Here is a 20907-nt window from a genome sequence, read left to right on the forward strand (position 1 = left end):
CGCGGACGGGCAAACCGCCCATCGCCATCGCATCGTGACAGCGGGGAGGGGAGTGCTATGACTGCAGGTCTCTCCAACCTGACGCGATTGGCTACCATGACTGAAGCTGAAGATTCACCTCTCTACGTCACCGCCCTTGCAAAAGGCCTTTCCGTTCTGACGGCCTTCGGTCCGTCACGGCCGGCGATGAACCTCCTGGAACTCGCGGATGCCACCGGCCTGAACAAGAGCACCATTCAGCGTTCCGTGTTCACGCTGGAAGCGCTCGGCTACCTCGCGCGTGACGGCGGCTCCAAGCGATACCGGCTGACGGTCAAGTCGCTGGAAATGGGGACCGGCTACCTCCAGACCGCGGAATTGGTGGAGAGGGCCAACCCCTTCATCCAGCAGCTGAACCGCCAGACGGGCGAGAGCTGTAACCTGCTTGAGCCATGGGAAACGGACATGGTGTATGTGGCCCGGTTCACAAGCCACAAGGAAATGCCGATCCATGTTCCGATCGGTCAACGTCTTCCGATGTACTGCACGGCGGCAGGCCGCGCCTATCTCTCGGCGCTGCCGAAGGAGGCGGCGAGCGCATACATAGAGCGGTCAAAAAGGACGGCGTTCACCGCCCACACCGTGACGGATCCCGACGCTTTGATGGCGTTGCTGCAGCGCGCCCACACCGACGGTTTCTCACTCATTACCGAAGAAATCTACGTCGGCGACATCGCTGTCGGCGCCTGCATCGTCAATGCAGATGGTCAGCCGCTTGCCGCGATCAATATCTCCGTGCCGTTCAGCCGGTGGCGGCCGGAACAGGTCCTGTCCGATCTCGCCCCGCAGCTCGTAAACACGGCACGAGCGATTTCGAGTGCCGCGAAGGGGCTGAAGCCCGCTGGCACAATCAAGCAACAAACGTAGTTTCGTAAGGAGATCGAATGTCCATCCAACGCTTTGAACCGAACGGCAAGCGCCTGAGCCATGTGCTCGTTCACAACGGCATCGCCTATGTCACCGGGCAAGTGCCGGCCGATCGCAGTCAGGATGTCGCCGGCCAGACCGGCCAGGTTCTGGCGCGCATCGACGAGCTTCTCGCCAAGGCCGGAACCGACAAGTCCAAGATCCTTTTCGCACAGGTCTGGCTCAAGCACGTCGTCTCGGATTTCGCGGCGATGAACAAGGCCTGGGAAGACTGGATTCCGGAAACGGCGCTGCCGGCTCGTGCAACCGTCGAGGCCAATCTCGCAGCAGAGAACATTCTCGTCGAGATCGCAGTCCAGGCGGCTGTGTAACGTTCAAGCGCATTCACAATCGAAGAATTCCAAGCAAAGGATGGGGAACTGAACATGCGTACTTTTCTTGCAATGACTGCCATGGCGACGCTTCTCGCCGGTACGGTCGCCAACGCTGCTGATACGACGCTGACGATATCGAGCTATGGCGGCGTCTACCAGGAGGCCCAGTCGAAATCCTACTTCCAGCCCTTCATGGCTGAGAATCCGGGTATCAAGATCGTAGAAGACAGCTCGTCGAGCAATGCCAAGCTCAAGGCAATGGTGGAAACGGGCAACGTCACGCTGGACCTCCTGGTGACCGATGACAGTTTCGGCCTCGACACCGACGCGCAGTGGCTGGAGCCCATCGACTACTCCGTGGTCGACAAGTCCAAGTTCATCGAAGGCGCTGCCGGCACGTATCGTGTGGCGGCCGATATCGAAGGGACCGTGCTTGCCTATAATGCCGAAGAATTCGGCGGCGAGGCGCCGAAGGGTTTTGCCGACTTCTTCAATACCGAGAAGTTTCCCGGTTCGCGCGCGGTCTGGAAATATGCGGCGTCGGGCATTTTTGAAGCCGCTCTCATTGCCGATGGCGTGAAGCCTGAGGATCTTTACCCGATCGATGTCGAGCGTGCGCTCAAGAAGCTCGATACGATCAAGGAGGACCTCGTCTGGTGGGAAAGCGGTTCGCAGTCCGAGCAGCTTCTTTCCAGCGGCGAAGCGAGCATGGCGCTCGTCTGGGTCGGCCGTGCCGTCAACGTTGCCGAGAAGGGCATCAAGATCGACTGGACCAATTGGACGTCGCAGACCGGATACTGGGTCGTGCCCAAGGGCACGAAGAACAAGGAAGCGGCGATGAAGGCGATCAATTTCTTCACCGAGCCGGCCCAGCAGATCGCCTTCACGAAGTACATGCCCTATGGCCCGTCCAACAAGAACGCGCTGGCTTCTGTTGATGCCAAGTTCAAGGGTAGCCTGCCGACGGATCATCTCGACACGCGCGTCATGATGAATGCTGACTGGTGGGCCGAAAACGGCGCGAAGGTCGACCTGCGCTTCCAGGAATGGCTTCTTCAGTAACGGATATGGCAGGGACCTGCCCGCGAAAGCGGGCGGGTCCAAGGCACAACCTCGTATTTCGGGTTTAAGATGAACGTTTCAGCTCAGGATGGCGGCGCGCCGGCATCAGCGCGTGCACCATGGTCGCTTCCTGTGCCATCAGCGTTCTGGCTGATTGCACCGGCGGTCCTGTTTCTCGCGCTCTTCTTCGTATTCCCCTTGCTGAAGCTCGTCGCGATCTCGCTGCCGGGCGGAAGTCTGGAATACTACGAGCAGATCTTCACGACCCCGGTCTTCCTGCGGGTGATCGGTGAGACTTTTCGGGTGTCGCTCATCGTGACGTTTGTCACCATCGCGGTGGCCTATCCCTATGCCTACGCCATGGCGCACGGCGGACGCAGGGTTCTCCTGCTCCTCACCGTGGCGTTGCTCATTCCGTTCTGGGTGAGCCTGCTGCTGCGCAGCTTCTCCTGGATCGTGCTGCTTCAGAACAGCGGTCTCATCAATGATTTCCTGATCGCTATGGGTCTGATCGAGAAGCCCGTTCGCCTGATACGCACACCCTTCGGCGTAATGATCGGTATGGTCCACATTCTCCTGCCCTATGCCGTCCTGCCGCTCTATACCGTCATGAAGAAGATCGATCTGCGTTTGATGGAAGCCTCTTCCATCTGCGGCGCCAGCTGGCTCAAGGGGTTCATGCGGATCTATTTCCCGCTGTCTCTTCCGGGTGTGGCCGCATCCGCCATTCTCGCCTTCACACTTGCTTTGGGCTTCTACATCACGCCCGCACTTCTCGGCAGTCCACGAGACATGATGATCGCGCAGATGATCGCCGGGCAATTCAACGAGCAGCTTAATTTTGGCCTCGGCGCCGCGCTCGCCGTTGTCCTCATGGTTCTAACGGCCGTTGCCTTCGGGCTGTTTGGCGCCGCGCGTGCTGCGCTCCAGTCGCGTGGCCGCGCGAAGGGCGGGGTGTGACATGGATCGTCTGAGACGCGCGCTCTTCTGGCTCATCGTCAGCCTCACGGCCTTGTTCCTGCTTTTGCCCACGCTGATCATCGTGCCGATGTCGTTCACGACGACCACCACGCTGGAGTTCCCCCCTGTCGGCTTCACGCTGGACTGGTATGGCAAGGTCATCGGCGCGGCCGACTGGCAGAGCGCGCTGATCAACAGCCTCGTCGTCGCGATTGCTGCGGCAGCGCTCGCGACTGTCGTCGGCACGGCGGCCGCCCTTGCACTGCACGCGCATCGCTTCCCGGGCAAGGCCGTCGTCATGGGACTGCTGCTTAGCCCGATGGTCACGCCGGTCATCGTGCTTGCCGTCGGCATGTATATGGTATTTTCGGGATGGGGCCTCGTCGCCACGCGGCTCGGGCTCGTTCTCGCCCACACGGTGCTGGCGATCCCGTTTGTCGTCGTCTCCGTGCTGGCCAGCGCCGGCATGGTGAACCCCTCACTGGTGCCCGCCAGCCTTGGCCTTGGTGCGAGCCGCTGGTTCACCTTCAGGCGCGTCACGCTGCCGCTCATCATGCCGGGCGTGCTTTCCGGTGCGGTGTTCGCGTTCATCACGTCGTGGGATGAGGTCGTCATTGCGCTTTTCCTTGCCGATGCACAGACCCGTACCGTGCCGATCATGATCTGGAACCAGGTTCGCACCAATCTCGATCCGGCAACGGCCGCCGTTGCGGCCATTCTCATTCTGCTATCGGCGCTCGGCGTCCTCCTTTCATATAAATTCAGGGACGCGAGATCATGAACGCTGTTCTCCAGAACAACGCCGCAACGGCAATGAAGCTCGAAGGCGTTTCGAAACTGTACGGCCCCGTGAAGGCGCTCGACAACGTATCCTTCGAGCTCAGGAAGGGCGAGTTCCTGACGATGCTCGGCCCGTCGGGTTCCGGCAAAACGACATCGTTGCGCGCAATTGCGGGCTTCATCCAGCCGACGGCCGGTCGTCTTCTGATCGACGGGCGTGACATGACCGGCGTTCCGCCGCAGAAGCGCAATATCGGCATGATGTTCCAGGATTACGCGCTCTTCCCCCATATGACGGTGCTGGAGAACATCGGCTACCCTCTCGAAACGCGCGGCATCAAGCGTGCGGAGCGCGAGAAGCGCAGCATGGAAATGCTGGAGATCGTCGGTCTGGCACATTGCGCGACACGCTATCCGAAAGAAATGTCCGGTGGCCAGCAGCAGCGCGTGGCGCTTGCACGCGCTCTTGTCTTCAAGCCCGATATCGTGCTGCTGGACGAGCCGATGGCGGCCCTCGACAAGAAGCTACGCGGGCAGATGCAGATCGAAATCATGCACATTACCCGGCAGGTCGGCGCGACCGTGGTCTCCGTCACGCATGACCAGGAAGAAGCCCTGGTCATGAGCGACCGGATCGCCATCTTCAAGGATGGCCGCCTCGAGCAGATCGGCAGCCCGCACGAGCTCTACCAGCAGCCGCGTTCCGAGTTCGTGGCGGATTTCATCGGCGAGGCGAACCTCCTGCACGGCAAGGCGCGCGTGACGCCGGACGGCATAGTCGTCGAAGGCGACGGTTGGAATGTCAGCCTGCCGAAGGATGACCCGCAGCGGCAGGCCCTCACGGCGACGAACACAGCTTGCGTTGTCCTTCGTCCGGAGCGCATCCGCGCTGTCGCGGCCGGATCGCCGGGCGGCAATGCCGGCGAAGGTGTGATCGAAGACAAGATCTACCTGGGCGTTGAGTATCGACTGGTCGTGCGCATGAACGACGGGAGCAAGGTCAATATCCGTAGCCGTGACGTTGCGGCCATCGCCGGCATGAAGGCGGGAGACAGGATCGGCATGGCCTGGGCCCCCGAGGACATCGTCATCATCGGTGCATGAAGAGACGGACAGGCAAAGAGATGGATCGAGACAGCCGTCACCCCGCGGTGACCTTTTTCTGGAACGGCGCGTCTGTCATCGGGCAGCGCGGGGATACTGTTGCGGCCGCGCTGTGGCGAGCGGGCATTACCACGCTCGCCCGCTCGCGGAAGGTCCATCGCCCGCTAGGCTTTAGCGGCTCCTACCCGACCGGTGTGCTGGCGCGCGTCAACGGCCGACCGAATGTGCGCCTCGATCAGCTATCCGTCGAGACAGGGCTTGTCGTCGAAATGCAGAACACGTGGCCGTCGCCGCGTTTCGATGTTCTTCGTCTGGCGCAGGCCTTGCCGGCCAAACTCGTCTACGGCGGGTTCGAGCATGGCGCGTGGATGCCGAAAAGTGGTGTGGCCTATCGTCTTGCGGAACGGGCAATGGCAAACCTTGCCGGTGTCGCACGCCCTGCGGACGTCGCCACTGTGCCGGCAGTCGTCCCCGGTGAACGTTTGGAGATGGACTGCCTTGTCGTAGGCGGCGGTCCTGCTGGGATTGCCGAAGCCAACAGGCGCGTCGCGCTTGGTCAGACGGTGGTGCTCGTTACCCGCGGCGAGAGCCTTGCCCGGTTCGCCACATCCATGGGAGCGGCCCTAGAGGAACTGAACTCCGATGTGCGCCTTTTTTCCGGGATGGAACTCTTCGGCGCCTATCGCGACGGCGCTCTTATGGTCGCGGCGCCGCATGACCACCGTCGCGGCGCTGTCGCCTTCCTTCCGAAAGAGACGGTACTTGCAACGGGTCGCCGTTCGATCCCGCCGCTGGTGAAGGGCAGCCAGCTGCCGGGTGTGTTCGATGCTCACTCCGCACTGCAACTGGCTGCCGTTCACGGCGTCAAGCCGGGCGAGCGTGTCGCGGTCGTTGGCACGGGAGCGGAGGTGGACGTAGCAGAAAAGCTGATCGCGCTTGGTGTCGATGTGGTCCACCGCGGCCCGGTCTCAGACCTCATCGAAATTTCGGGACGCCGCCGCGTGACGGGCGTCCGCGCCGATGCGCACATCCGGTGCGATGCGGTCGTGCATGCCGGATCCTGGCGGGCCGATCCTAGCCTCGGTTTCCAGACCGCTGGCGAGGGCCTTTACCAGGTGCAGGCTCGCCCTCTGCCGCACTCAGTGTCCATCGCAGGCGCCGCCGCGCGTGGCGACGAGCGCATCCACGCATCACGGTATGTGCACCCAGACACGTTGATCTGCCCGTGCATGGACGTGACGGCCGGCGAGCTCTACAGCCATATCGACGCCGGCGAGACGGATCCGGAGGTCCTGAAGCGGTTGACCTCGTGCGGCATGGGAACCTGCCAGGGTTTCCCCTGCTGGGACAACATGCTTGCTTTGCTCGCGGCTCGGGTGGGTGCAGAACCCGAAGTGTTTGCCCGTCCGACCCACCGGCCACCGCGCCGTTCGATCACCGTCGCGCAGGCCGCGGGTCTCGCCTCATTGGTGGAGCCCGACAGATGAACACGTTGCCGCTTCCCAAACGGGCATCCGTCGTCATCATCGGTGGCGGTGTTCAAGGGCTTTCCGTTGCCTTCAACCTCGTCGAGCAGGGCCAGAAGGACATTCTGGTGCTTGACGCCGGCTATTGGCAGGGCGGAGCTTCCGGCCGCAACGGCACGCTCATCCGCCCCGGCTTCGCATCCGTGGCGTGGACGGAGCTTTTCGTTCTGACGGTCAATGAATGGCGCAGCTGGTCGAGGCGGCTGGGTGAAAACGTCATGTTCACGCAGCGCGGTTACTCGGTGGTTTCAGAAACCGAAAAGAGTGAGGCCATGCTGCGCGAAGGGTTGAAGGTGCAGCGGAGTCTTGGCGTCAACAGCTGGATGTTGTCGCGCCGCGAGATCGATGACCTGCTTCCCGCAATCAACAAATCCCGCGTGCAGGCAGTACAACATCAGCCGGATGGCGGCGTGGCACCTCACCACGCGGTGATGAAGGGCTTGTTGGCCTTCTGCCAGCGGAACGGCGTGGACGTTCGTTACCGCACTGCGATTTCCGGTCTGGAGCGGACCGGGTCACGCATCAGCGCGGTGCTCGTCGGTGATCACCGGATCGAGGCCGATTGCGTGGTTTCCTGTGCCGGCCCGAACAACCCCGATATCGCGGCAATGGCTGAGGTTCCCCTGAACGGCTTCGGCATGCGCATTGAAGCGATGGCGCTCGAACCGACACGCCCGCTCATCAAGCCTGCGATCGCCCTGATCGATAGCCTTGCCTATTTCCACCAGACCTCGCGCGGCGAGGTAGTGGGCGGTACGGAGGTGCCGGAGAGGCCGCGTATGTCGTTGAAGGTGGACCTGCCCGTGATGGCCAACATGGCGAAGGTCTATCTGGAGATGTTTCCCCAGCTTGGCGAGGTGCGCATCCTGCGCCACTGGGCGGGGCAGTTCCATGCTTCGACGGACTATGCGCCGCTCATGGGCGAGCATCCTGATCTCAAGGATCTCTGGTTTTCGGCCGGGTGGTCCTACGGGTTTGCCGGCGCGCCTGCGGCCGGCCGGCTGCTGGCGGAAGCCATTGCCAAGGGCCGCATCGATCACCGCATGAAACCGTTCGCGCTCGACCGGTTCGAGACGACGGGGCCGATCATCGAAGGCGGCATCGTCCTTGCGTGAGATGCCGCAAAACGCGTTGAAACAATAACAGGAAGGACAGCTCGATGAGCCATCACGAACAATTCTACATCAATGGCGAATGGGTATCGCCGGTTTCGCCGAAGACGCTCGATGTCATCAATCCGGCAACCGAAGAGGCCTTCACCCGCATCTCCGTCGGTTCCGCCGCCGATGTGGACAAGGCTGTCGCCGCCGCAAAGACGGCCTTCGAGACCTTTTCGCGGACGACGCCCGCCGAACGGCTTGCCCTTCTGAAGCGCGTCCACGAGGTCTATCTCCAGCGCTTCGAGGATATCGCACGGGCCGTATCGGCCGAAATGGGCGCGCCGCTGGCCTTCGCAAGGGATGCGCAGGCCTGGGCGGGCCGCGGACATCTCGAATCCACCATCAAGGCCTTCGAGACCTACGAATTCGGCGAAAAGCGCGGCACGACGACGGTCGTCAAGGAGCCGATCGGTGTATGCGCGCTGATCACGCCTTGGAATTGGCCGCTCAATCAGATCGTCTGCAAGGTTGCTCCGGCCATTGCGGCAGGGTGCACCGTTGTCCTGAAACCCTCGGAGATCGCGCCGATCTCCGGCATCGTCTTCGCCGAGATCATGCATGAGGCGGGGGTGCCGAAGGGCGTGTTCAATCTGGTGAACGGCACGGGCCCGGATGTCGGCCAGGTCATGGCCTCCCATCCCGATGTCGACATGGTGTCCTTCACCGGCTCCACCAGAGCCGGCATCATCGTCGCGAAGGCAGCGGCCGATACGGTGAAGCGTGTGGCCCAGGAACTGGGCGGCAAGTCGGCGAACATCATCCTGCCCGACGCGGATTTCGAAATGGCCGTCACCAAGGGCGTGCGCGGCTGCTTCAGCAATACCGGACAGTCCTGCGATGCGCCGACCCGCATGCTCGTTCCGCGCGATCGCCATGACGAGGCGCTCGCGATCGCCAAGGTGGCGGCGGAAGAATTCCGCACCGGCGACCCGAATTCGGAGGATACGAATCTCGGCCCCGTCGTAAGCGACGTGCAGTTCAGCAAGATCCAGGGCCTGATCGAGAAAGGCATCGAAGAGGGTGCGACCCTTGTGACCGGCGGTCTCGGCCGCCCCGACGGTCTCAATCGCGGCTACTATGTCCGGCCGACGATTTTCGGCAATGTCACACCCGATATGACCATCGCGCGCGAGGAAATCTTCGGACCGGTTCTCTCCATCATCTCCTACGAGGATGAGGACGACGCAATCCGCATCGCAAACGATACCCTCTACGGTCTCGCTGCCTATGTCCAGTCGACCGATATCGAACGCGCCCGCCGGGTGGCATCGCGCATGCGCGCCGGTTCGGTCTATCTCAACTATCCGGCATGGGACACGATGGCCTCGTTCGGTGGCTACAAGCAATCCGGAAACGGTCGCGAATATGCCGATTTCGGCATCCACGATTTCCTGGAGATCAAGAGCATCGTCGGCTTCGGCGATTGATACTCGAGGAGGCACGGGACGTCCCGTGCCTCCGTTACGTCTTTGATTCGCAGTGACGATAAAAGGTCCTTTGCGATCCGAGACGCTCCGCTCTCTTCGGAAAAAGCTGTAACATCGAGGCTAGCGGCGGCTTGCCTTCGAGCACATCGTCGCGATTTGCCATATCCATCCCGGCTTACTAAAACGGCCGGTACCGTCGGCTTTCATGGATATGTTCGCTGCGGCCAACTGCATCGAGGTCACGTCGACCTGCATCGCTGATGCCGGACCTAGGAGAAAAACATGCCATCAATCACGATCCTCGACGGCGGCATGAGCCGTGAACTGGTGCGTCTCGGCGCGACGCTCCGGCAACCCGAATGGTCGGCGCTGGCTCTTATGGAAAGCCCTGATATCGTTCGGCGCGTGCATGAGGAGTTCATCGCGGCGGGCGCCGATGTGATTACGACCAACAGTTATGCGCTGGTGCCATTTCATATCGGCGAGACCCGTTTTCGCGAGGACGGCAGGCGCCTGATCGCTCTTGCGGGACAGTTGGCGCGTGAGGCGGCGGATGCCGCCGGTGACGGCCGGGTCCGCGTCGCCGGCTCGCTGCCGCCGATCTTCGGCTCCTATGAACCGCAACTGTTCCGACCGGACCGTGTGCACGACTACCTCTCCGTTCTCGTAGAGGAGCTGGATGCTTCGGTCGACGTGTTCCTGGGAGAAACACTCAGCTTGATTGCAGAGGCGGAAGCGGTCCAGCAGGCCGTCGCTCCGACTGGAAAGCCGTTCTGGATTTCTTTCACGCTGCAGGACGACCCCGGGGCCGAGGCGCGGCCGCCCGTCTTGCGCTCGGGTGAAAGTGTCGAAGAGGCAGCGCGCTGGATAGCCGGCTCGAATGCCGCTGCGCTCTTGTTCAATTGCAGCCGTCCAGAAGTGATGCGAAACGCCATCGCCGTGGCAAGCAGGGTCCTAGCGGAAGACGGCCGGACCGTTCCGCTCGGCGTTTATGCCAACGCCTTCACGACGGACGACGAGGGGGCAGCGAACGAAACGCTCCATGCCATTCGTGACGATCTTTCGGATGATCGCTATTCAAGCTTCGCCTGTGACTGGGTGGAAAGCGGTGCGACGATGATCGGCGGCTGCTGCGGTGTCGGCGCCGCGCATATCCATCGCGTGAAGCAGCGTTTATCGGCGGATTGAGAAGCCGAACCGCGCCCGTCTCCTATTGCTTCACGGTCGTCGCCGGCGGTCACCCGACGCCAGCGATGGCCAGACCAGATTCCGCTCGATCCAGGTTGGAGATATTTTATTCGAGAAAACCGGCGTGCGTCATGCTCGTGGGCACGGCGACGCCGAGGCGTGACAGGATCGTCGGTGCGACCTGCAACTGGTTGAGCAGCGTATCCTCGGGCGGGCCTTCGCCGCCGCCGAACCAGTAGAAAGCGAAGTCCTGCATTTCCGGGTCATGTCCACCATGATGGCCGCGATCGGTCTGGCCATGATCGGCCGTCACGATGACCTCGTAACCGTTCTTGCGCCAGCGCGGCAGGAAGGCGGCAAGCTGCGCGTCGATGGCGAAACAGGCATGATCCATCTGCGAGCAGTCGTGCCCGTAGCGATGCCCCATGCTGTCGAGCGTACAGGTGTGCAGGATGCCGTAATCGATGTGATGGCGTTCGGTCAGCATTGTCAGCGTCGCGAACAGGTCGAGGTCGCTCGGCGTCATCTGGTTCTGATGGTTGTAGCCCGCCATGGTGTGAAACCGGCCATGATGGATCGGACCTTCCGCGTCGTCGTACTCGATGTCCTCGACCATGTCGAAGGGCGCGCGGCGAAAGAAGGTGGACCAGAAGGAGTGCGTGACGGCGCCTGTCTTGCCGCCGGCCTTCGTCACCTCCGAGAAGATGTCCGGCTGTGCCACGCGAAACAGCGTCTCGTTGGAGAGCACGCCATGCACCTGCGGCGGGACCCCCGTATGGATCGATGCGTAGCAGGACGCGGAGGTGGAGGGCAGAACCGAACGCATGCGCCAGACGCGCGCCTCGCCGGCCTGGACCCAGCCCTCCAGGTTGCCCATGAGCCGGCGCGCATTGCGCCACGGCTGTCCGTCGAGAATGATGATGAGGAGTTTGTTGCGAAGCGGCATCATGTATCCCTGATAGTGAAGGACGCAACGCCTGAAGCGGTGCGCCACATGCGGTTCGTCAGGCGCTCAGCCAGCAACGCAACGGTGCATCGGCGTTCATGAGTTCACCGGCCGGATTGTCCTCCCAGCCGAGAATGTTCTCGCTGACGCCGTCGATGAAATCGTTGAACATCGGCGAAATGAGACCGCCTTCGTCACGCATCATTTCCGAGAGGTCGCGATACATGGCGCGCCGCTTCGTCTCGTCGAGTTCCGCACGGGCGGCGACGACGAGCTTGTCGAAAGCCTCGTTCTTGAAGCGCGTGTCGTTCCAGTCCGCCGAGGAAATGTAGCCGGTGGAATACATCTGGTCCTGCGTCGGACGGCCACCCCAATAGGAGGTGCAGAAGGGCTGGACATTCCAGACATTCGACCAGTATCCGTCACCGGGTTCGCGCTTCACATCGATCGTGATTCCGGCCTTCTTCGCGCTCTCCTGATAGAGAACCGCGGCATCGACGGCGCCGGGAAATGCGACTTCCGACGTGCGCAGCACGATCCCGCTGCTATGACCGGACTTCTTGAAATGGAAGGCTGCTTTTTCCGGATCGAAGGTCCGCTGTTCGATCTCCTCGAAGAGTGGATAGGCCTTGTTGATCGGCGTATCGTTGCCGACGCTTCCGTAGCCCATCAGGATACGATCGATCATCGTCTCGCGGTCCATGGCGTATTTCAGGGCGAGGCGCAGGTCCTTGTTGTCGAACGGGGCCGTGTCGCAGAACATGTTGAAGGGATAGAAGCCACGCCCGGAGACGTTCTTGATCATCACCTTCTTCATGTTCTTGAGCAGGGCGACCGTTTTCGGCTCGATGCGATTGATCATGTGAACCTGGCCGCTTTGCATCGCGGCGATGCGGGCCGTCGCATCATTGATGACGATGATCTCGACCTGCTCGGCAAAGCCCGCCGTTTCGCGCGCCCAATAGTTTTCGAAACGTGTCGCGTTGTAGCGGACGCCGGGCTCGCTGCTGTCCAGTCTGTAAGGTCCGGTTCCGATCGCGGCCTCCGGATTGTCCTTTCCGCCATTCGGCTGGATGACCAGATGATAGTCGTTCATCAGGAAGGGCATATCGGCATTGGCTTCGCTGAGCGTGATGACGACGGCATCGCCGTCCGCCTTGATGGTCTGGATACCCTTGAGAACGCCGAGGGCGCCGGACTTCGCGCTCTCGTCCGAATGCCGTTCGATCGTTGCCACGACGTCATCGGGCGTCAGCGTCTTGCCATCGTGGAACTGCACGTTTTTCCGGATCTTGAAGGTCCAGGTCCTGGCATCGGCGGAGGCCGTCCATTCTTCAGCCAGCACCGGGACGGGCGAGCCGTCCGGCGCCAGCCAAACGAGGGTTTCGCCCCACAGATGGTTCACCATGGCGCTCACCTGGTTTGTCGCCAGGCCGGGGTCGAGGCTGTCCGTCGAGGCGCCACCCTGCATGCCGACCTTGATCGTGCCGCCGCGCACCGGGCCTTCCGCGCGTGCCGCCGTGGACAGCAAGGATCCTGCCGCGGCGAGGCCCAGGCCGAGCACCGCGCTGCGGCCGAGAAAATCGCGCCGCGACATCCGGCCCTTTGCGACGAGCTTGGAAAGATAGGTCAGTTCATCCATCGCTTTTTCCCCTGATACAGCGGTGCGCGTGCCGCGCGGCCGATCGTTTTCGGGGCGGATACTAAACGGCAAGATTACCGTGTATATGTCCAGAAATCGCAAGAATGACCAGTCCACTTTCGGGCCGGCACGTCTGCGTGGAGTGCTGGCATGGGCCGAACAATTGACGGTTTTAGTCTGGACGGGCTCATGCTTGATGGCCAGGGCGCTCGACCTCTCTATCTTCAGCTTTATGATGGGCTGCGGGAAATGATCCTTTCGGGCGCAATTGCCGGGGGAACACGCATTCCATCATCACGCGTCCTGTCAGAAAGCCTCGGCGTCTCTCGCTTCACCGTGGTCACGGCACTCGATCAACTTGCCGCGGAAGGGTATCTCCACTCCGCGAGGGGCAGCGGCACCTATGTGGAAACCGTCCCGAGGCGGCAGGAGGCCGGAACGGGTTTGGGGAGGCAGCCAGACGATGCTGCTACCGGACGCTTTGAAAAAATGCTGTCGCGGCGCGGACAGGCGCTGACATGGCGCACTTCACTGACGCTGAACGACGGCTCCCAGCACCTCCATATGGCAAGCCCCGATCACCGGCTGTTTCCGGTGGACATCTGGTCGCGGCTGACGAGGGAAGTTTATGCGGAGGGGGATTTCCGCATCGTCAACTATCGGGAAATCTTTCAACCCTCTCTGCTCGAAGAGCAGATTGCCCGCCATATCGCGGTAAGCCGCGGTATCCGCTGCGAACCGGAGGAAGTGGTCACCACGCTGGGTGGGCACCACGCCGTGACGCTTCTTGCCGAACTGCTGCTGAACCCCGGAGATACGGTTGCGTTCGAGGAACCGGGAATGGCGGCCATTCGGTCGATTTTCCAGTCCGCTGCCTGCAATATCGTTCCAATGCATGTCGACGTATCAGGCCCAAATCCCGAGACGGTCGCACATCGGGATATCAAGCTCGCCTTCGTCACCGCGGCCAAGCAGCAGCCGATGACGGTCGCCATGCCGCTGAAACGCAAACTGGAGATGCTGCATTGGGCCGCTGACCGTGACACCTTGATCATCGAGGACGACCTGGGAAGCGAATTCCGATACCGCGGCGGACCCATCCCGCCGCTCAAGGCCCTGGACCAGGCCGGGCAGGTTATCTATGTCGGCGCCTTCAGCATGACGCTGCTGCAATCGCTGCGCGTCGGTTACATGATCATGCCGCGAGCATTGGCGGAGCAATGCCGCCGGCTGATCCAGGTCCGCTACAGGGCGTTGCCGCAGTTCACCGAACAGATCGTCGGCCGTCTTATCGAGGATGGTCACTATACGCGGCATCTTCATCGCATGCGGCGGATCTATGCCAAGCGCCAGACCCGTCTGCTGCAAATCCTGAGGTCGGACTTCTCCGACATTTTCGAGCCGCCGGAATTCGCATCAGGCTTCTACAACCTGTGCTACTTCAAGGATCAATCCATTGACGAGAATGCAGTTCTGATCCGGTGCCGTCAGCAGAATCTCGGGGTCGAGCAACTATCCTACTACTATGCGGATCGAACATCACCGCGCAAAGCGCTCCTCGTCGGCTTCGCCGCCTCGAACGAAGATGAAATCGAACATGCAACAAAGCTGCTAAAGCACTGTATCGACATGAAATAGCGCTGTTCCGGTCGTATCGATCCGCGTGGCTTCGGACGTAGACATGCCTTTTAGCCGGCCAAGCAAACTCGAAGGCGGTTCATGACAGCCCGACAGGGTTAAGCATCGCTTAAACTTTTATTCTCATTTTATTAAGTTTGTTGGAGAAAACTCTTTTCCAGGGGCCGACTGATTGTGGGGAGACCGCGTTGAACGCGTAACCGCAGTACGGAGGTCTCAGCATGCCCCATCTAACCGTGCTCGTCGTGGAAGACGAACCGCTGATTCGCATGGCCCTGGCCGATGCCCTTCTGGATGAGGGGCATGACGTCATCGAGGCGTCAAGCGTGCTTGAGGCCGTTGCAGCCTTCGGCACGCACCCTATCGATTTTCTGATAACGGATGTGGATATGCCGGGGGGGCTCAACGGGTTCGATCTCGTGCGCTTCGTTCGGCACCACGATAACCGGGTGGGCGTCATCGTCGCATCCGGCGGACGTCATCCCACGGATGCAGATCTGGAGCCCGGCGAGACTTTCATCCCCAAGCCTTATCGGCTGGACGAGATCATCGTCCACCTGAACCTCCACGGCCTCCGGGAGGCGCGTCGAATGAAGGCGTAGTCCGCCAGTTCAAGCGGCATCCCGATAGCTCGCCGTCTCGGGGGGAGGCGGGCTGGTGCGAAAACGCGCGCCCTTCAACCACAGCTTGAGCGCCTCCCAGTGAATACCGGCCATTACCTTCAGTGTCATGAAGGGAAAGCGCAGGAGGTATCGCGCGAGGTTGACGTCGGTCAGCGGCGCGGCCTGCGCATGGAACGTGGCGGCCAGGACCGGCTCCTTGCCCGCGGTTTCATGGATGCGTATGCGCAGCGCTTTTCCGGGCGGCAGGACGCGGAAGTGGTAGCGCAGTCCCATGTCCATGAAGGGCGAGACGTGGAAGATCTTGGTTCGGGACTGGCGGATGCCGGCAGGGCTTTTCTCATCCTCGAGCACCGGCGCGACATAGCTGTGCCGCTCGCCGAAGGTGTTGCGCACGGCGTAGATGATCGCGACCAGCCGTTCGTCTGCATCATAGGCGAAGTAGGTCGAGAGAGGGTTGAAGACATACCCGAACATGCGCGGATAGGCGAGCAGCAAAACGCGCGCCACCCGCTCGTAGAGCCCGGCACGCGCCAGCAGGCGGTCTGCGAACATGCGCAGCGTCTCATCCTTTTCCTCGACGTGGTCGCTTTCGCGGAAAGAAAGAATGCCCGGTTTGTTCACGGCGAGGAGACGGGTGCTCCGGGAAAGCGCATCGAGACGGTCGATATCCACCAGCAGGGAGAAGACGCTGTAGCTGAAACGGTGTCCGAACGGATTGAGCCGCTGGTGCATGACCTTACCGGGATAAAGCGTGCCCGCCGCCGTTGGCGCCGGTCCGTTCTCGGCCATGCTGGTAATGCGGTCTTGCCTCATCTTTTTCCTCTTGGCCGAGCCTTTACGGCGCCGGTTGCCAGTGGACATTCTTGCACAACACACCGCCCAGGATGCAGCCGCGGGTGACAAGCGATTTGCCTGAGACCTGAACCGTGATCGCATATGTTCGGTCGCGTTTGGCATCATAGGCGGTACCGGCGAGTGTGTCCGCCGATTTCGGCTTGAGCGACATGACCAGCCGGTCTCCTGCCTCTTCACCCTTGCTGGTATCGCCAATCCACAGATTGGTGGCACAGATGTTGTTGCCGCAGGGCGCGATGCGCACGCGCGCATTGCCATCGTCGCGCAGCCATACGCCGCTGGGATCGGCAGATTGCTGCGCGTGGGACACAGCGGTGGTCGACATCAAGGCGGCGCATGCAGTCAGAACGGCTATTCTCATCGATCCATCCTCCTTGCCTTTGCTTGAAATACGCAAGTGCGCGCCAATCGGTTCACTTTCGGTGATCCGCCGAAGTCGGGATGGCGTAGTCAGAGACGAGGAAACCGCAGGAGACACCGCCATGAAAACGATCGCAACGGCTTACCTGGCGACCGGCATCGCATTCCTGATCGTCGATGCCATCTGGCTGTCGACCATGGCGGACATGCTATACAGGCCGCTGATGGGGGATAAGCTCGCACCGCAGTTTCATCTGGCGCCGGCCATCGTCTTCTATCTGATCTATGTCGCCGGCATCGTCTTCTTTGCCGTGATGCCCGCACTCGATGGTGGCGGCCTCGCCAAGGCTGCGCTGAATGGCGCGGTGTTCGGGCTTGTGGCCTATGCGACCTACGACCTGACCAACCAAGCGACGCTGAAGGATTGGCCGCTTGCCGTAACCCTTGCCGACATTCCCTGGGGTGCCTTCGTGACCGCCGTTGGCGCGTCAGCCGGTTTTCTCGTCGCCAGCCGCGTCGGGTGATCGTTCCGCCTCGGCCAGTATGCCGGAGAACAGCAGAGCGACAAAGGCTGTCAGCGTGCTGGCGCTTAGGAGATTGAGGCGGGCCAGCGCGGCATACTCAACCGCATCGTAGACGGCGAGCGGCGGTCCATAGCCATCATGCAGCAAGAGAAACACGCCGAAAGCAATTGCGGTGATCGCCAGCGCGGCCAGACGCTCACAAGGGCGAAACAGCAACAATGCGATGACCCCGCAGGGAATGAGAAAGATCTCGACCGCTGAGGCCGTGCCGAAAAGCCAGGCCGAAAGCACCGTATTGCCTATGCCCGCCAACGGAAGGAGCGCCCGGCCGGCCGCGCCGTTCCGGCGTGAAACGGCGGGCACGGCGAGGAAGAGGGGCGTGGAGAGGAATGTGAACCACGCCGCGGTGATGTCGTCACTGACCAGCCAGAAAAGATAAAGCGGATAGAAGGGCTGGTTCGAGGCGACGAGCAACGCGATCACGTTCGCGGCAGCGACGCGCGGGTCGGGATGGCGGGCGTAGGCCCGAACCACCTCGGCTGCCTTTGCAAGAAGAAAGATCACCGTCCTGCGCCGGCGGGGCGGAGGCGATAGTGGCTGACACCCCATTCCTCGCCATTGGCATGGCCGAAGAGCCCCGCCGTGGCGAGGAAGAACAGTCGCCAGCGCCGCATCCAGAGCGTGGCATCAGGCCCATAGGTCGCATTGAAAATGGTTCGGATCTCGTCTCGGTTCTTGTCGAAATTATCGAGCCAGTCCAGCGCAGTGCGCTCGTAGTGCTTGCCGTTCCAGCGCCAGTCCTTTTCGACGATGAAGCTGTCGCTGAATTCCCACACGAGACCGTGGCTCGGCATGACACCGCCGGTGAAGAAATATTGAGCGATCCAGTCCGCCTTGTCGGAATGGTCGAAACGGTAGGCGGTCTTGCGGTGCGAGAAGACATGCAGGAAAAGCCGGCCGTCGTCGCGGATCCAGCCGCGCGCCCGGTCCAGAAGAGATTTCCAGTTGGACATGTGCTCGAACATCTCGACCGAAACGATCCGGTCGAAAGTGCCTTCGGGAGAAAAGACATTCATATCGGCGGTGACCACCGAGAGGTTGCCAAGACCCCGCGCGGCAGCCTGCGCCTCGATATGGGCGCGTTGCGAGGCGGAGTTCGAAACGCAGACGATGCGGGCGGCCGGGTAGCGGTCGGCCATGAAGAGAGAAAGCGAGCCCCAGCCGCATCCCAGTTCCAGAATGTCCTGCCCGTCGGCAAGGTCCGCATGGCCGCACGTTTCTTCAAGCGCCGCAATCTCCGCCTGCGCCAGCGTGGTGTTGGGCGAGGAATAGAGGCAGGAGGAGTATTTTCGGCGCGGACCGAGCGTCAGCGCGAAGAATGCCGCCGGCAGTTCGTAATGCTGGGAATTCGCTTCATCGGTGTGAACGGCTATCGGCCAATCGGTCATCGAACGGGCAAAGTCGTGATCGGTCGGGCCGCCGGTCTCAGCCAGCAGGCGTCGCGTGCGGCCGACCAGCCGGCTGATGCCGAAGCGAAGGGCAGGGTCGGGAACGGGCAAACGCTCGGCGGCAGTGATGGCGGTAACGGCAAGGTTCATGACGTCTTCTCCCTGTTTGGCAGCCCGGGCCAGAACGCATTGACGCGATCGGCGTAGGCGGTGAAGGCAGCGCCCCGCGAGCGCATCATGTGAGCTTCGAGCGGCGGAATTCCCGAGACATGCACGAGCAGCCAGTACATGAAGGCCGGACCGGCGAGTGCCACCCAGCCCCAGCTCCACGCGCCAGCCGGGCCGATGGCGATGACCGCATATCCGCACCAGCCGAGCCACTGGAAGAAGTAGTTGGGGTGACGGGAGAGGCTCCACAGCCCCTCGTCACAGACCTTCCCCTTGTTGGTGGATTTGCCGCGGAACCGTGACAGCTGCGCGTCGGCGATACCCTCACCGATCACGGCCAGGGCGAGGATGGCGATGCCGGCAATATCGCTCCATTGCAGCCCCTCCGCCGGGTTTCTCGCCGCAATGAAGATGGTCGCGGCCAGGAGAAGGGCTGCTGCGGCCTGGATCTGCAGGAAGAGAAACAGGCGAAAGCGCCAGCTTTCCCCCCATCCCTCACGCAATCGGGCATAACGCGGATCTTCACCGCCTTGCAAAGTGCGCCGCAGGATATGGATGCCCAGCCGACAGGACCAGAGCCCGGCGGCCGCGGCGATGAGGAGCCGGCGCTGCCAGTCGCCTTCCCAGCCATCAACGGGCGCGAGTGCTGCCGTAACGCCGGCAGCGCCGACAAGGAACGACCAGACCGCGTCCACCCAGCCGGATGCCGCCCCCTTGACGACGGCAAACCACACAGCGGTCATCACGAGCGCGGCGGCGGCAGCCAGGAGAAGGAAAAGCACCGCCGCCGTCATGATTCAGATCCCGAAAATCGGCTGCAACATGCGGCCGATGACATTCTTGAAACGCATCTTGCCCTCCATGGCGGCAAGGCAGATGCATTCGCCATCAGGGTCGACCACGGGTTGGTGCTCGACGTCGTCGTCCATCTCGGCGAGGTCGCCGGGACGAAACGTTCCGAACTTGTCGGAGAACGAGCCGGAGACGATGTAGGTGAACTCCGTGCCGACATGGCCATGATCGGGAAGCGCGCGACCTGGGCCGACTTTCAGCAGGATGAGATTGGCGTCGGGATCCTGCGGAACGCCGACGCGGCTCATCTTCATGCCGGGACCGATCCAGCGCCAGCGCCCGATATCGCAGCCGCGCAAAGCGTCCGGCAGGCGAATGCCCTCGATTTCCACGGGCGCGAGCGGCGGCTGTGTGATCGCCGCTGCGTCCTCCTCGTCATCGAGCATGGCGAGCGTATCGTTTAATGCTTTCGCCGAAAGCGGGGTGGGGGCCATATCTTCCAGGACGGCGCCGCCGAGCGCCTCGAACGTGCCGATGCGGGCGCGACAGGTCGGGCAGCTCGCCAGATGCGCCTCGACCACGATGGCTGGTCCCGCGGCAAGCGTGCCGGCGGCAAAGCGCATCAGAGTTTCGTCGGTTGCGTGATGTGTGGTGGTCATGATTTGTCTTCCAGCAGCGCGCGCAGGCGATTCATTGCCAGGCGTGTTCTAGATTTCACGGTGCCGAGGGGGATACCCAGCTCATCGGCGATTTCGGTCTGCGATTTCTCGCTGAAGTAGGAAAGCCGGATGATCGTCTGCTGCTCCGGCGAGAGAGCCGTCAACGCCCGGCGCACCTGCGCGTCGCGCTCGGCTCCGAGCAATTCGTCCTCGACCGTCTCAGGCCCGTCTTCGGGGTCTGGCGGCAGCGCCGATGGATCACGCTGCCGGCGCAGATGATCGATGCGAATGTTGCGCGCGACGGTAAAAATCCAGGTCGCGACGCCCGCCCGCTCCGCATTGAAATAGGTAGCCTTGCGCCAGACCGTCAGCATCGTTTCCTGCACAAGATCCTCCGCCACACTGGAAGAGATCGTCCAGCGCAGGAAGAACGTCTTCAGCCTCGGGCCGAAATAACGGAAGAGCAACGCGAAGGCCTGACGGTCCCGGCCTTGGGCGACCTGCATCATCATTTCCACGAGCGCGTCGGGCGACGGTGTCTGTTGTGTATCCCTTGAACTTACCACGGCAAGCCGCCGGCCTGTCGGCACAATGGGTTTGTGATCAATCTCAACGGGGCTCGAAACTTCATTCATGCGTCCTTCTACGCGGCGTTTTCCGGAGTGGATCACACCGGACGAAATAGGTTTCCGGCAGTGATCCGTCAGAAGCCCGGGCTCGTAAAGAGCTCTATTAGTTTCTCATGAGTTCGGCAGCCGCAGAAGG

General features: G+C 61.8%; 22 protein-coding genes. 13 read left to right on the forward strand and 9 right to left on the reverse strand.

The features are described 5' to 3' along the window. Positions 1-57 precede the first annotated feature (57 nt). The 10 genes from GR158_RS06290 to GR158_RS06335 all read left to right on the forward strand — a co-directional run bounded on the left by GR158_RS06290 (position 58) and on the right by GR158_RS06335 (position 10487). Positions 58-906: an IclR family transcriptional regulator gene (locus GR158_RS06290; RefSeq protein ID WP_202402171.1), complete on the forward strand. Its 849-nt coding sequence runs from the start codon at positions 58-60 to the stop codon at positions 904-906. A 17-nt stretch (positions 907-923) separates the two neighbouring features. Next, positions 924-1277, forward strand: coding sequence for a RidA family protein (locus tag GR158_RS06295; RefSeq protein ID WP_134646578.1), 354 nt, complete (start codon positions 924-926; stop codon positions 1275-1277). Between the two features lie 54 nt (positions 1278-1331). Then, entirely contained in the window at positions 1332-2342 is a 1011-nt protein-coding gene (locus tag GR158_RS06300) for an ABC transporter substrate-binding protein (RefSeq protein ID WP_160870394.1), read from the forward strand. Between the two features lie 69 nt (positions 2343-2411). Then, positions 2412-3302 (forward strand): ABC transporter permease, encoded by an 891-nt coding sequence (locus GR158_RS06305; protein WP_160870395.1) that lies wholly within the window; start codon positions 2412-2414, stop codon positions 3300-3302. 1 nt (position 3303) lies between these two features. Continuing rightward, positions 3304-4083 carry an ABC transporter permease gene (locus GR158_RS06310; RefSeq protein ID WP_160870396.1) on the forward strand — a complete coding sequence of 260 codons (780 nt, stop codon included), beginning with the start codon at positions 3304-3306 and terminating at the stop codon, positions 4081-4083. Then, complete coding sequence (locus GR158_RS06315) at positions 4080-5186, forward strand: ABC transporter ATP-binding protein (protein WP_160870397.1); 1107 nt, start codon at positions 4080-4082, stop codon at positions 5184-5186. The genes GR158_RS06310 and GR158_RS06315 overlap by 4 nt, the downstream gene beginning before the upstream one ends. A gap of 20 nt (positions 5187-5206) precedes the next feature. Further along, positions 5207-6673 (forward strand): 2Fe-2S iron-sulfur cluster-binding protein, encoded by a 1467-nt coding sequence (locus GR158_RS06320; RefSeq protein ID WP_160870398.1) that lies wholly within the window; start codon positions 5207-5209, stop codon positions 6671-6673. Continuing rightward, entirely contained in the window at positions 6670-7827 is a 1158-nt protein-coding gene (locus GR158_RS06325; protein WP_160870399.1) for an FAD-binding oxidoreductase, read from the forward strand. Before GR158_RS06320 ends, GR158_RS06325 begins: the two co-directional genes overlap by 4 nt. A gap of 44 nt (positions 7828-7871) precedes the next feature. Continuing rightward, a complete protein-coding gene (locus GR158_RS06330) occupies positions 7872-9299 on the forward strand; it encodes an aldehyde dehydrogenase family protein (RefSeq protein ID WP_160870400.1) in 1428 nt (475 codons plus the stop codon). 282 nt (positions 9300-9581) lie between these two features. After that, positions 9582-10487, forward strand: a complete 906-nt coding sequence (locus GR158_RS06335) for a homocysteine S-methyltransferase family protein (RefSeq protein WP_134646594.1) — start codon at positions 9582-9584, stop codon at positions 10485-10487. Positions 10488-10593: 106 nt separating this feature from the next. Here GR158_RS06335 and GR158_RS06340 read toward each other — a convergent pair whose 3' ends face one another. Then, positions 10594-11433 carry an alkaline phosphatase family protein gene (locus tag GR158_RS06340; protein ID WP_134646596.1) on the reverse strand — a complete coding sequence of 280 codons (840 nt, stop codon included), beginning with the start codon at positions 11431-11433 and terminating at the stop codon, positions 10594-10596. Between the two features lie 58 nt (positions 11434-11491). Continuing rightward, entirely contained in the window at positions 11492-13075 is a 1584-nt protein-coding gene (locus tag GR158_RS06345; RefSeq protein WP_160870401.1) for an ABC transporter substrate-binding protein, read from the reverse strand. A gap of 189 nt (positions 13076-13264) precedes the next feature. On the opposite strand from GR158_RS06345, the gene GR158_RS06350 reads away from it, so the two are divergent. After that, positions 13265-14713, forward strand: coding sequence for a PLP-dependent aminotransferase family protein (locus tag GR158_RS06350; RefSeq protein ID WP_160870402.1), 1449 nt, complete (start codon positions 13265-13267; stop codon positions 14711-14713). A 221-nt stretch (positions 14714-14934) separates the two neighbouring features. Then, on the forward strand, positions 14935-15315 hold the full coding sequence (locus GR158_RS06355; protein WP_160870403.1) for a response regulator: 381 nt from the start codon (positions 14935-14937) through the stop codon (positions 15313-15315). A 9-nt stretch (positions 15316-15324) separates the two neighbouring features. Here GR158_RS06355 and GR158_RS06360 read toward each other — a convergent pair whose 3' ends face one another. Both GR158_RS06360 and GR158_RS06365 read right to left on the reverse strand, forming a co-directional pair. Further along, entirely contained in the window at positions 15325-16149 is an 825-nt protein-coding gene (locus GR158_RS06360) for a DUF1365 domain-containing protein (RefSeq protein ID WP_160870404.1), read from the reverse strand. A gap of 22 nt (positions 16150-16171) precedes the next feature. Beyond that, positions 16172-16552 carry a DUF2147 domain-containing protein gene (locus tag GR158_RS06365; protein WP_160870405.1) on the reverse strand — a complete coding sequence of 127 codons (381 nt, stop codon included), beginning with the start codon at positions 16550-16552 and terminating at the stop codon, positions 16172-16174. Positions 16553-16673: 121 nt separating this feature from the next. Here GR158_RS06365 and GR158_RS06370 point away from each other — a divergent pair, with 121 nt between their 5' ends. Next, positions 16674-17075, forward strand: a complete 402-nt coding sequence (locus GR158_RS06370) for a DUF2177 family protein (protein WP_160870406.1) — start codon at positions 16674-16676, stop codon at positions 17073-17075. On the opposite strand, the gene GR158_RS06375 is transcribed toward GR158_RS06370, so the two are convergent. From GR158_RS06375 to GR158_RS06395, 5 genes are all read right to left on the reverse strand, one after another. Continuing rightward, positions 17040-17558: a hypothetical protein gene (locus GR158_RS06375; RefSeq protein WP_371731624.1), complete on the reverse strand. Its 519-nt coding sequence runs from the start codon at positions 17556-17558 to the stop codon at positions 17040-17042. The genes GR158_RS06370 and GR158_RS06375 overlap by 36 nt on opposite strands. Before the next feature lie 77 nt (positions 17559-17635). After that, complete coding sequence (locus GR158_RS06380) at positions 17636-18673, reverse strand: cyclopropane-fatty-acyl-phospholipid synthase family protein (RefSeq protein ID WP_160870407.1); 1038 nt, start codon at positions 18671-18673, stop codon at positions 17636-17638. Next, entirely contained in the window at positions 18670-19485 is an 816-nt protein-coding gene (locus GR158_RS06385) for a DUF1295 domain-containing protein (protein WP_160870408.1), read from the reverse strand. The genes GR158_RS06380 and GR158_RS06385 overlap by 4 nt, the downstream gene beginning before the upstream one ends. A gap of 3 nt (positions 19486-19488) precedes the next feature. Then, positions 19489-20142 (reverse strand): ChrR family anti-sigma-E factor, encoded by a 654-nt coding sequence (locus tag GR158_RS06390; protein ID WP_160870409.1) that lies wholly within the window; start codon positions 20140-20142, stop codon positions 19489-19491. After that, positions 20139-20777, reverse strand: a complete 639-nt coding sequence (locus tag GR158_RS06395) for a sigma-70 family RNA polymerase sigma factor (protein ID WP_160870410.1) — start codon at positions 20775-20777, stop codon at positions 20139-20141. Before GR158_RS06395 ends, GR158_RS06390 begins: the two co-directional genes overlap by 4 nt. Between the last annotated feature and the right edge of the window lie 130 nt (positions 20778-20907).

Source organism: Shinella sp. AETb1-6 (genome assembly GCF_009826875.1).
Taxonomy (GTDB): Bacteria; Pseudomonadota; Alphaproteobacteria; order Rhizobiales; family Rhizobiaceae; genus Shinella; species Shinella sumterensis.

Excerpts from the sequence above, each read along its gene's own strand:
- GR158_RS06290 (WP_202402171.1), top strand. The coding sequence starts at position 58 with ATGACTGCAGGTCTCTCCAACCTGACGCGATTGGCTACCATGACTGAA.
- GR158_RS06295 (WP_134646578.1), top strand. The coding sequence starts at position 924 with ATGTCCATCCAACGCTTTGAACCGAACGGCAAGCGCCTGAGCCATGTG.
- GR158_RS06300 (WP_160870394.1), top strand. The coding sequence starts at position 1,332 with ATGCGTACTTTTCTTGCAATGACTGCCATGGCGACGCTTCTCGCCGGT.
- GR158_RS06305 (WP_160870395.1), top strand. The coding sequence starts at position 2,412 with ATGAACGTTTCAGCTCAGGATGGCGGCGCGCCGGCATCAGCGCGTGCA.
- GR158_RS06310 (WP_160870396.1), top strand. The coding sequence starts at position 3,304 with ATGGATCGTCTGAGACGCGCGCTCTTCTGGCTCATCGTCAGCCTCACG.
- GR158_RS06315 (WP_160870397.1), top strand. The coding sequence starts at position 4,080 with ATGAACGCTGTTCTCCAGAACAACGCCGCAACGGCAATGAAGCTCGAA.
- GR158_RS06320 (WP_160870398.1), top strand. The coding sequence starts at position 5,207 with ATGGATCGAGACAGCCGTCACCCCGCGGTGACCTTTTTCTGGAACGGC.
- GR158_RS06325 (WP_160870399.1), top strand. The coding sequence starts at position 6,670 with ATGAACACGTTGCCGCTTCCCAAACGGGCATCCGTCGTCATCATCGGT.
- GR158_RS06330 (WP_160870400.1), top strand. The coding sequence starts at position 7,872 with ATGAGCCATCACGAACAATTCTACATCAATGGCGAATGGGTATCGCCG.
- GR158_RS06335 (WP_134646594.1), top strand. The coding sequence starts at position 9,582 with ATGCCATCAATCACGATCCTCGACGGCGGCATGAGCCGTGAACTGGTG.
- GR158_RS06340 (WP_134646596.1), bottom strand. The coding sequence starts at position 11,433 with ATGCCGCTTCGCAACAAACTCCTCATCATCATTCTCGACGGACAGCCG.
- GR158_RS06345 (WP_160870401.1), bottom strand. The coding sequence starts at position 13,075 with ATGGATGAACTGACCTATCTTTCCAAGCTCGTCGCAAAGGGCCGGATG.
- GR158_RS06350 (WP_160870402.1), top strand. The coding sequence starts at position 13,265 with ATGCTTGATGGCCAGGGCGCTCGACCTCTCTATCTTCAGCTTTATGAT.
- GR158_RS06355 (WP_160870403.1), top strand. The coding sequence starts at position 14,935 with ATGCCCCATCTAACCGTGCTCGTCGTGGAAGACGAACCGCTGATTCGC.
- GR158_RS06360 (WP_160870404.1), bottom strand. The coding sequence starts at position 16,149 with ATGAGGCAAGACCGCATTACCAGCATGGCCGAGAACGGACCGGCGCCA.
- GR158_RS06365 (WP_160870405.1), bottom strand. The coding sequence starts at position 16,552 with ATGAGAATAGCCGTTCTGACTGCATGCGCCGCCTTGATGTCGACCACC.
- GR158_RS06370 (WP_160870406.1), top strand. The coding sequence starts at position 16,674 with ATGAAAACGATCGCAACGGCTTACCTGGCGACCGGCATCGCATTCCTG.
- GR158_RS06380 (WP_160870407.1), bottom strand. The coding sequence starts at position 18,673 with ATGAACCTTGCCGTTACCGCCATCACTGCCGCCGAGCGTTTGCCCGTT.
- GR158_RS06385 (WP_160870408.1), bottom strand. The coding sequence starts at position 19,485 with ATGACGGCGGCGGTGCTTTTCCTTCTCCTGGCTGCCGCCGCCGCGCTC.
- GR158_RS06390 (WP_160870409.1), bottom strand. The coding sequence starts at position 20,142 with ATGACCACCACACATCACGCAACCGACGAAACTCTGATGCGCTTTGCC.
- GR158_RS06395 (WP_160870410.1), bottom strand. The coding sequence starts at position 20,777 with ATGAATGAAGTTTCGAGCCCCGTTGAGATTGATCACAAACCCATTGTG.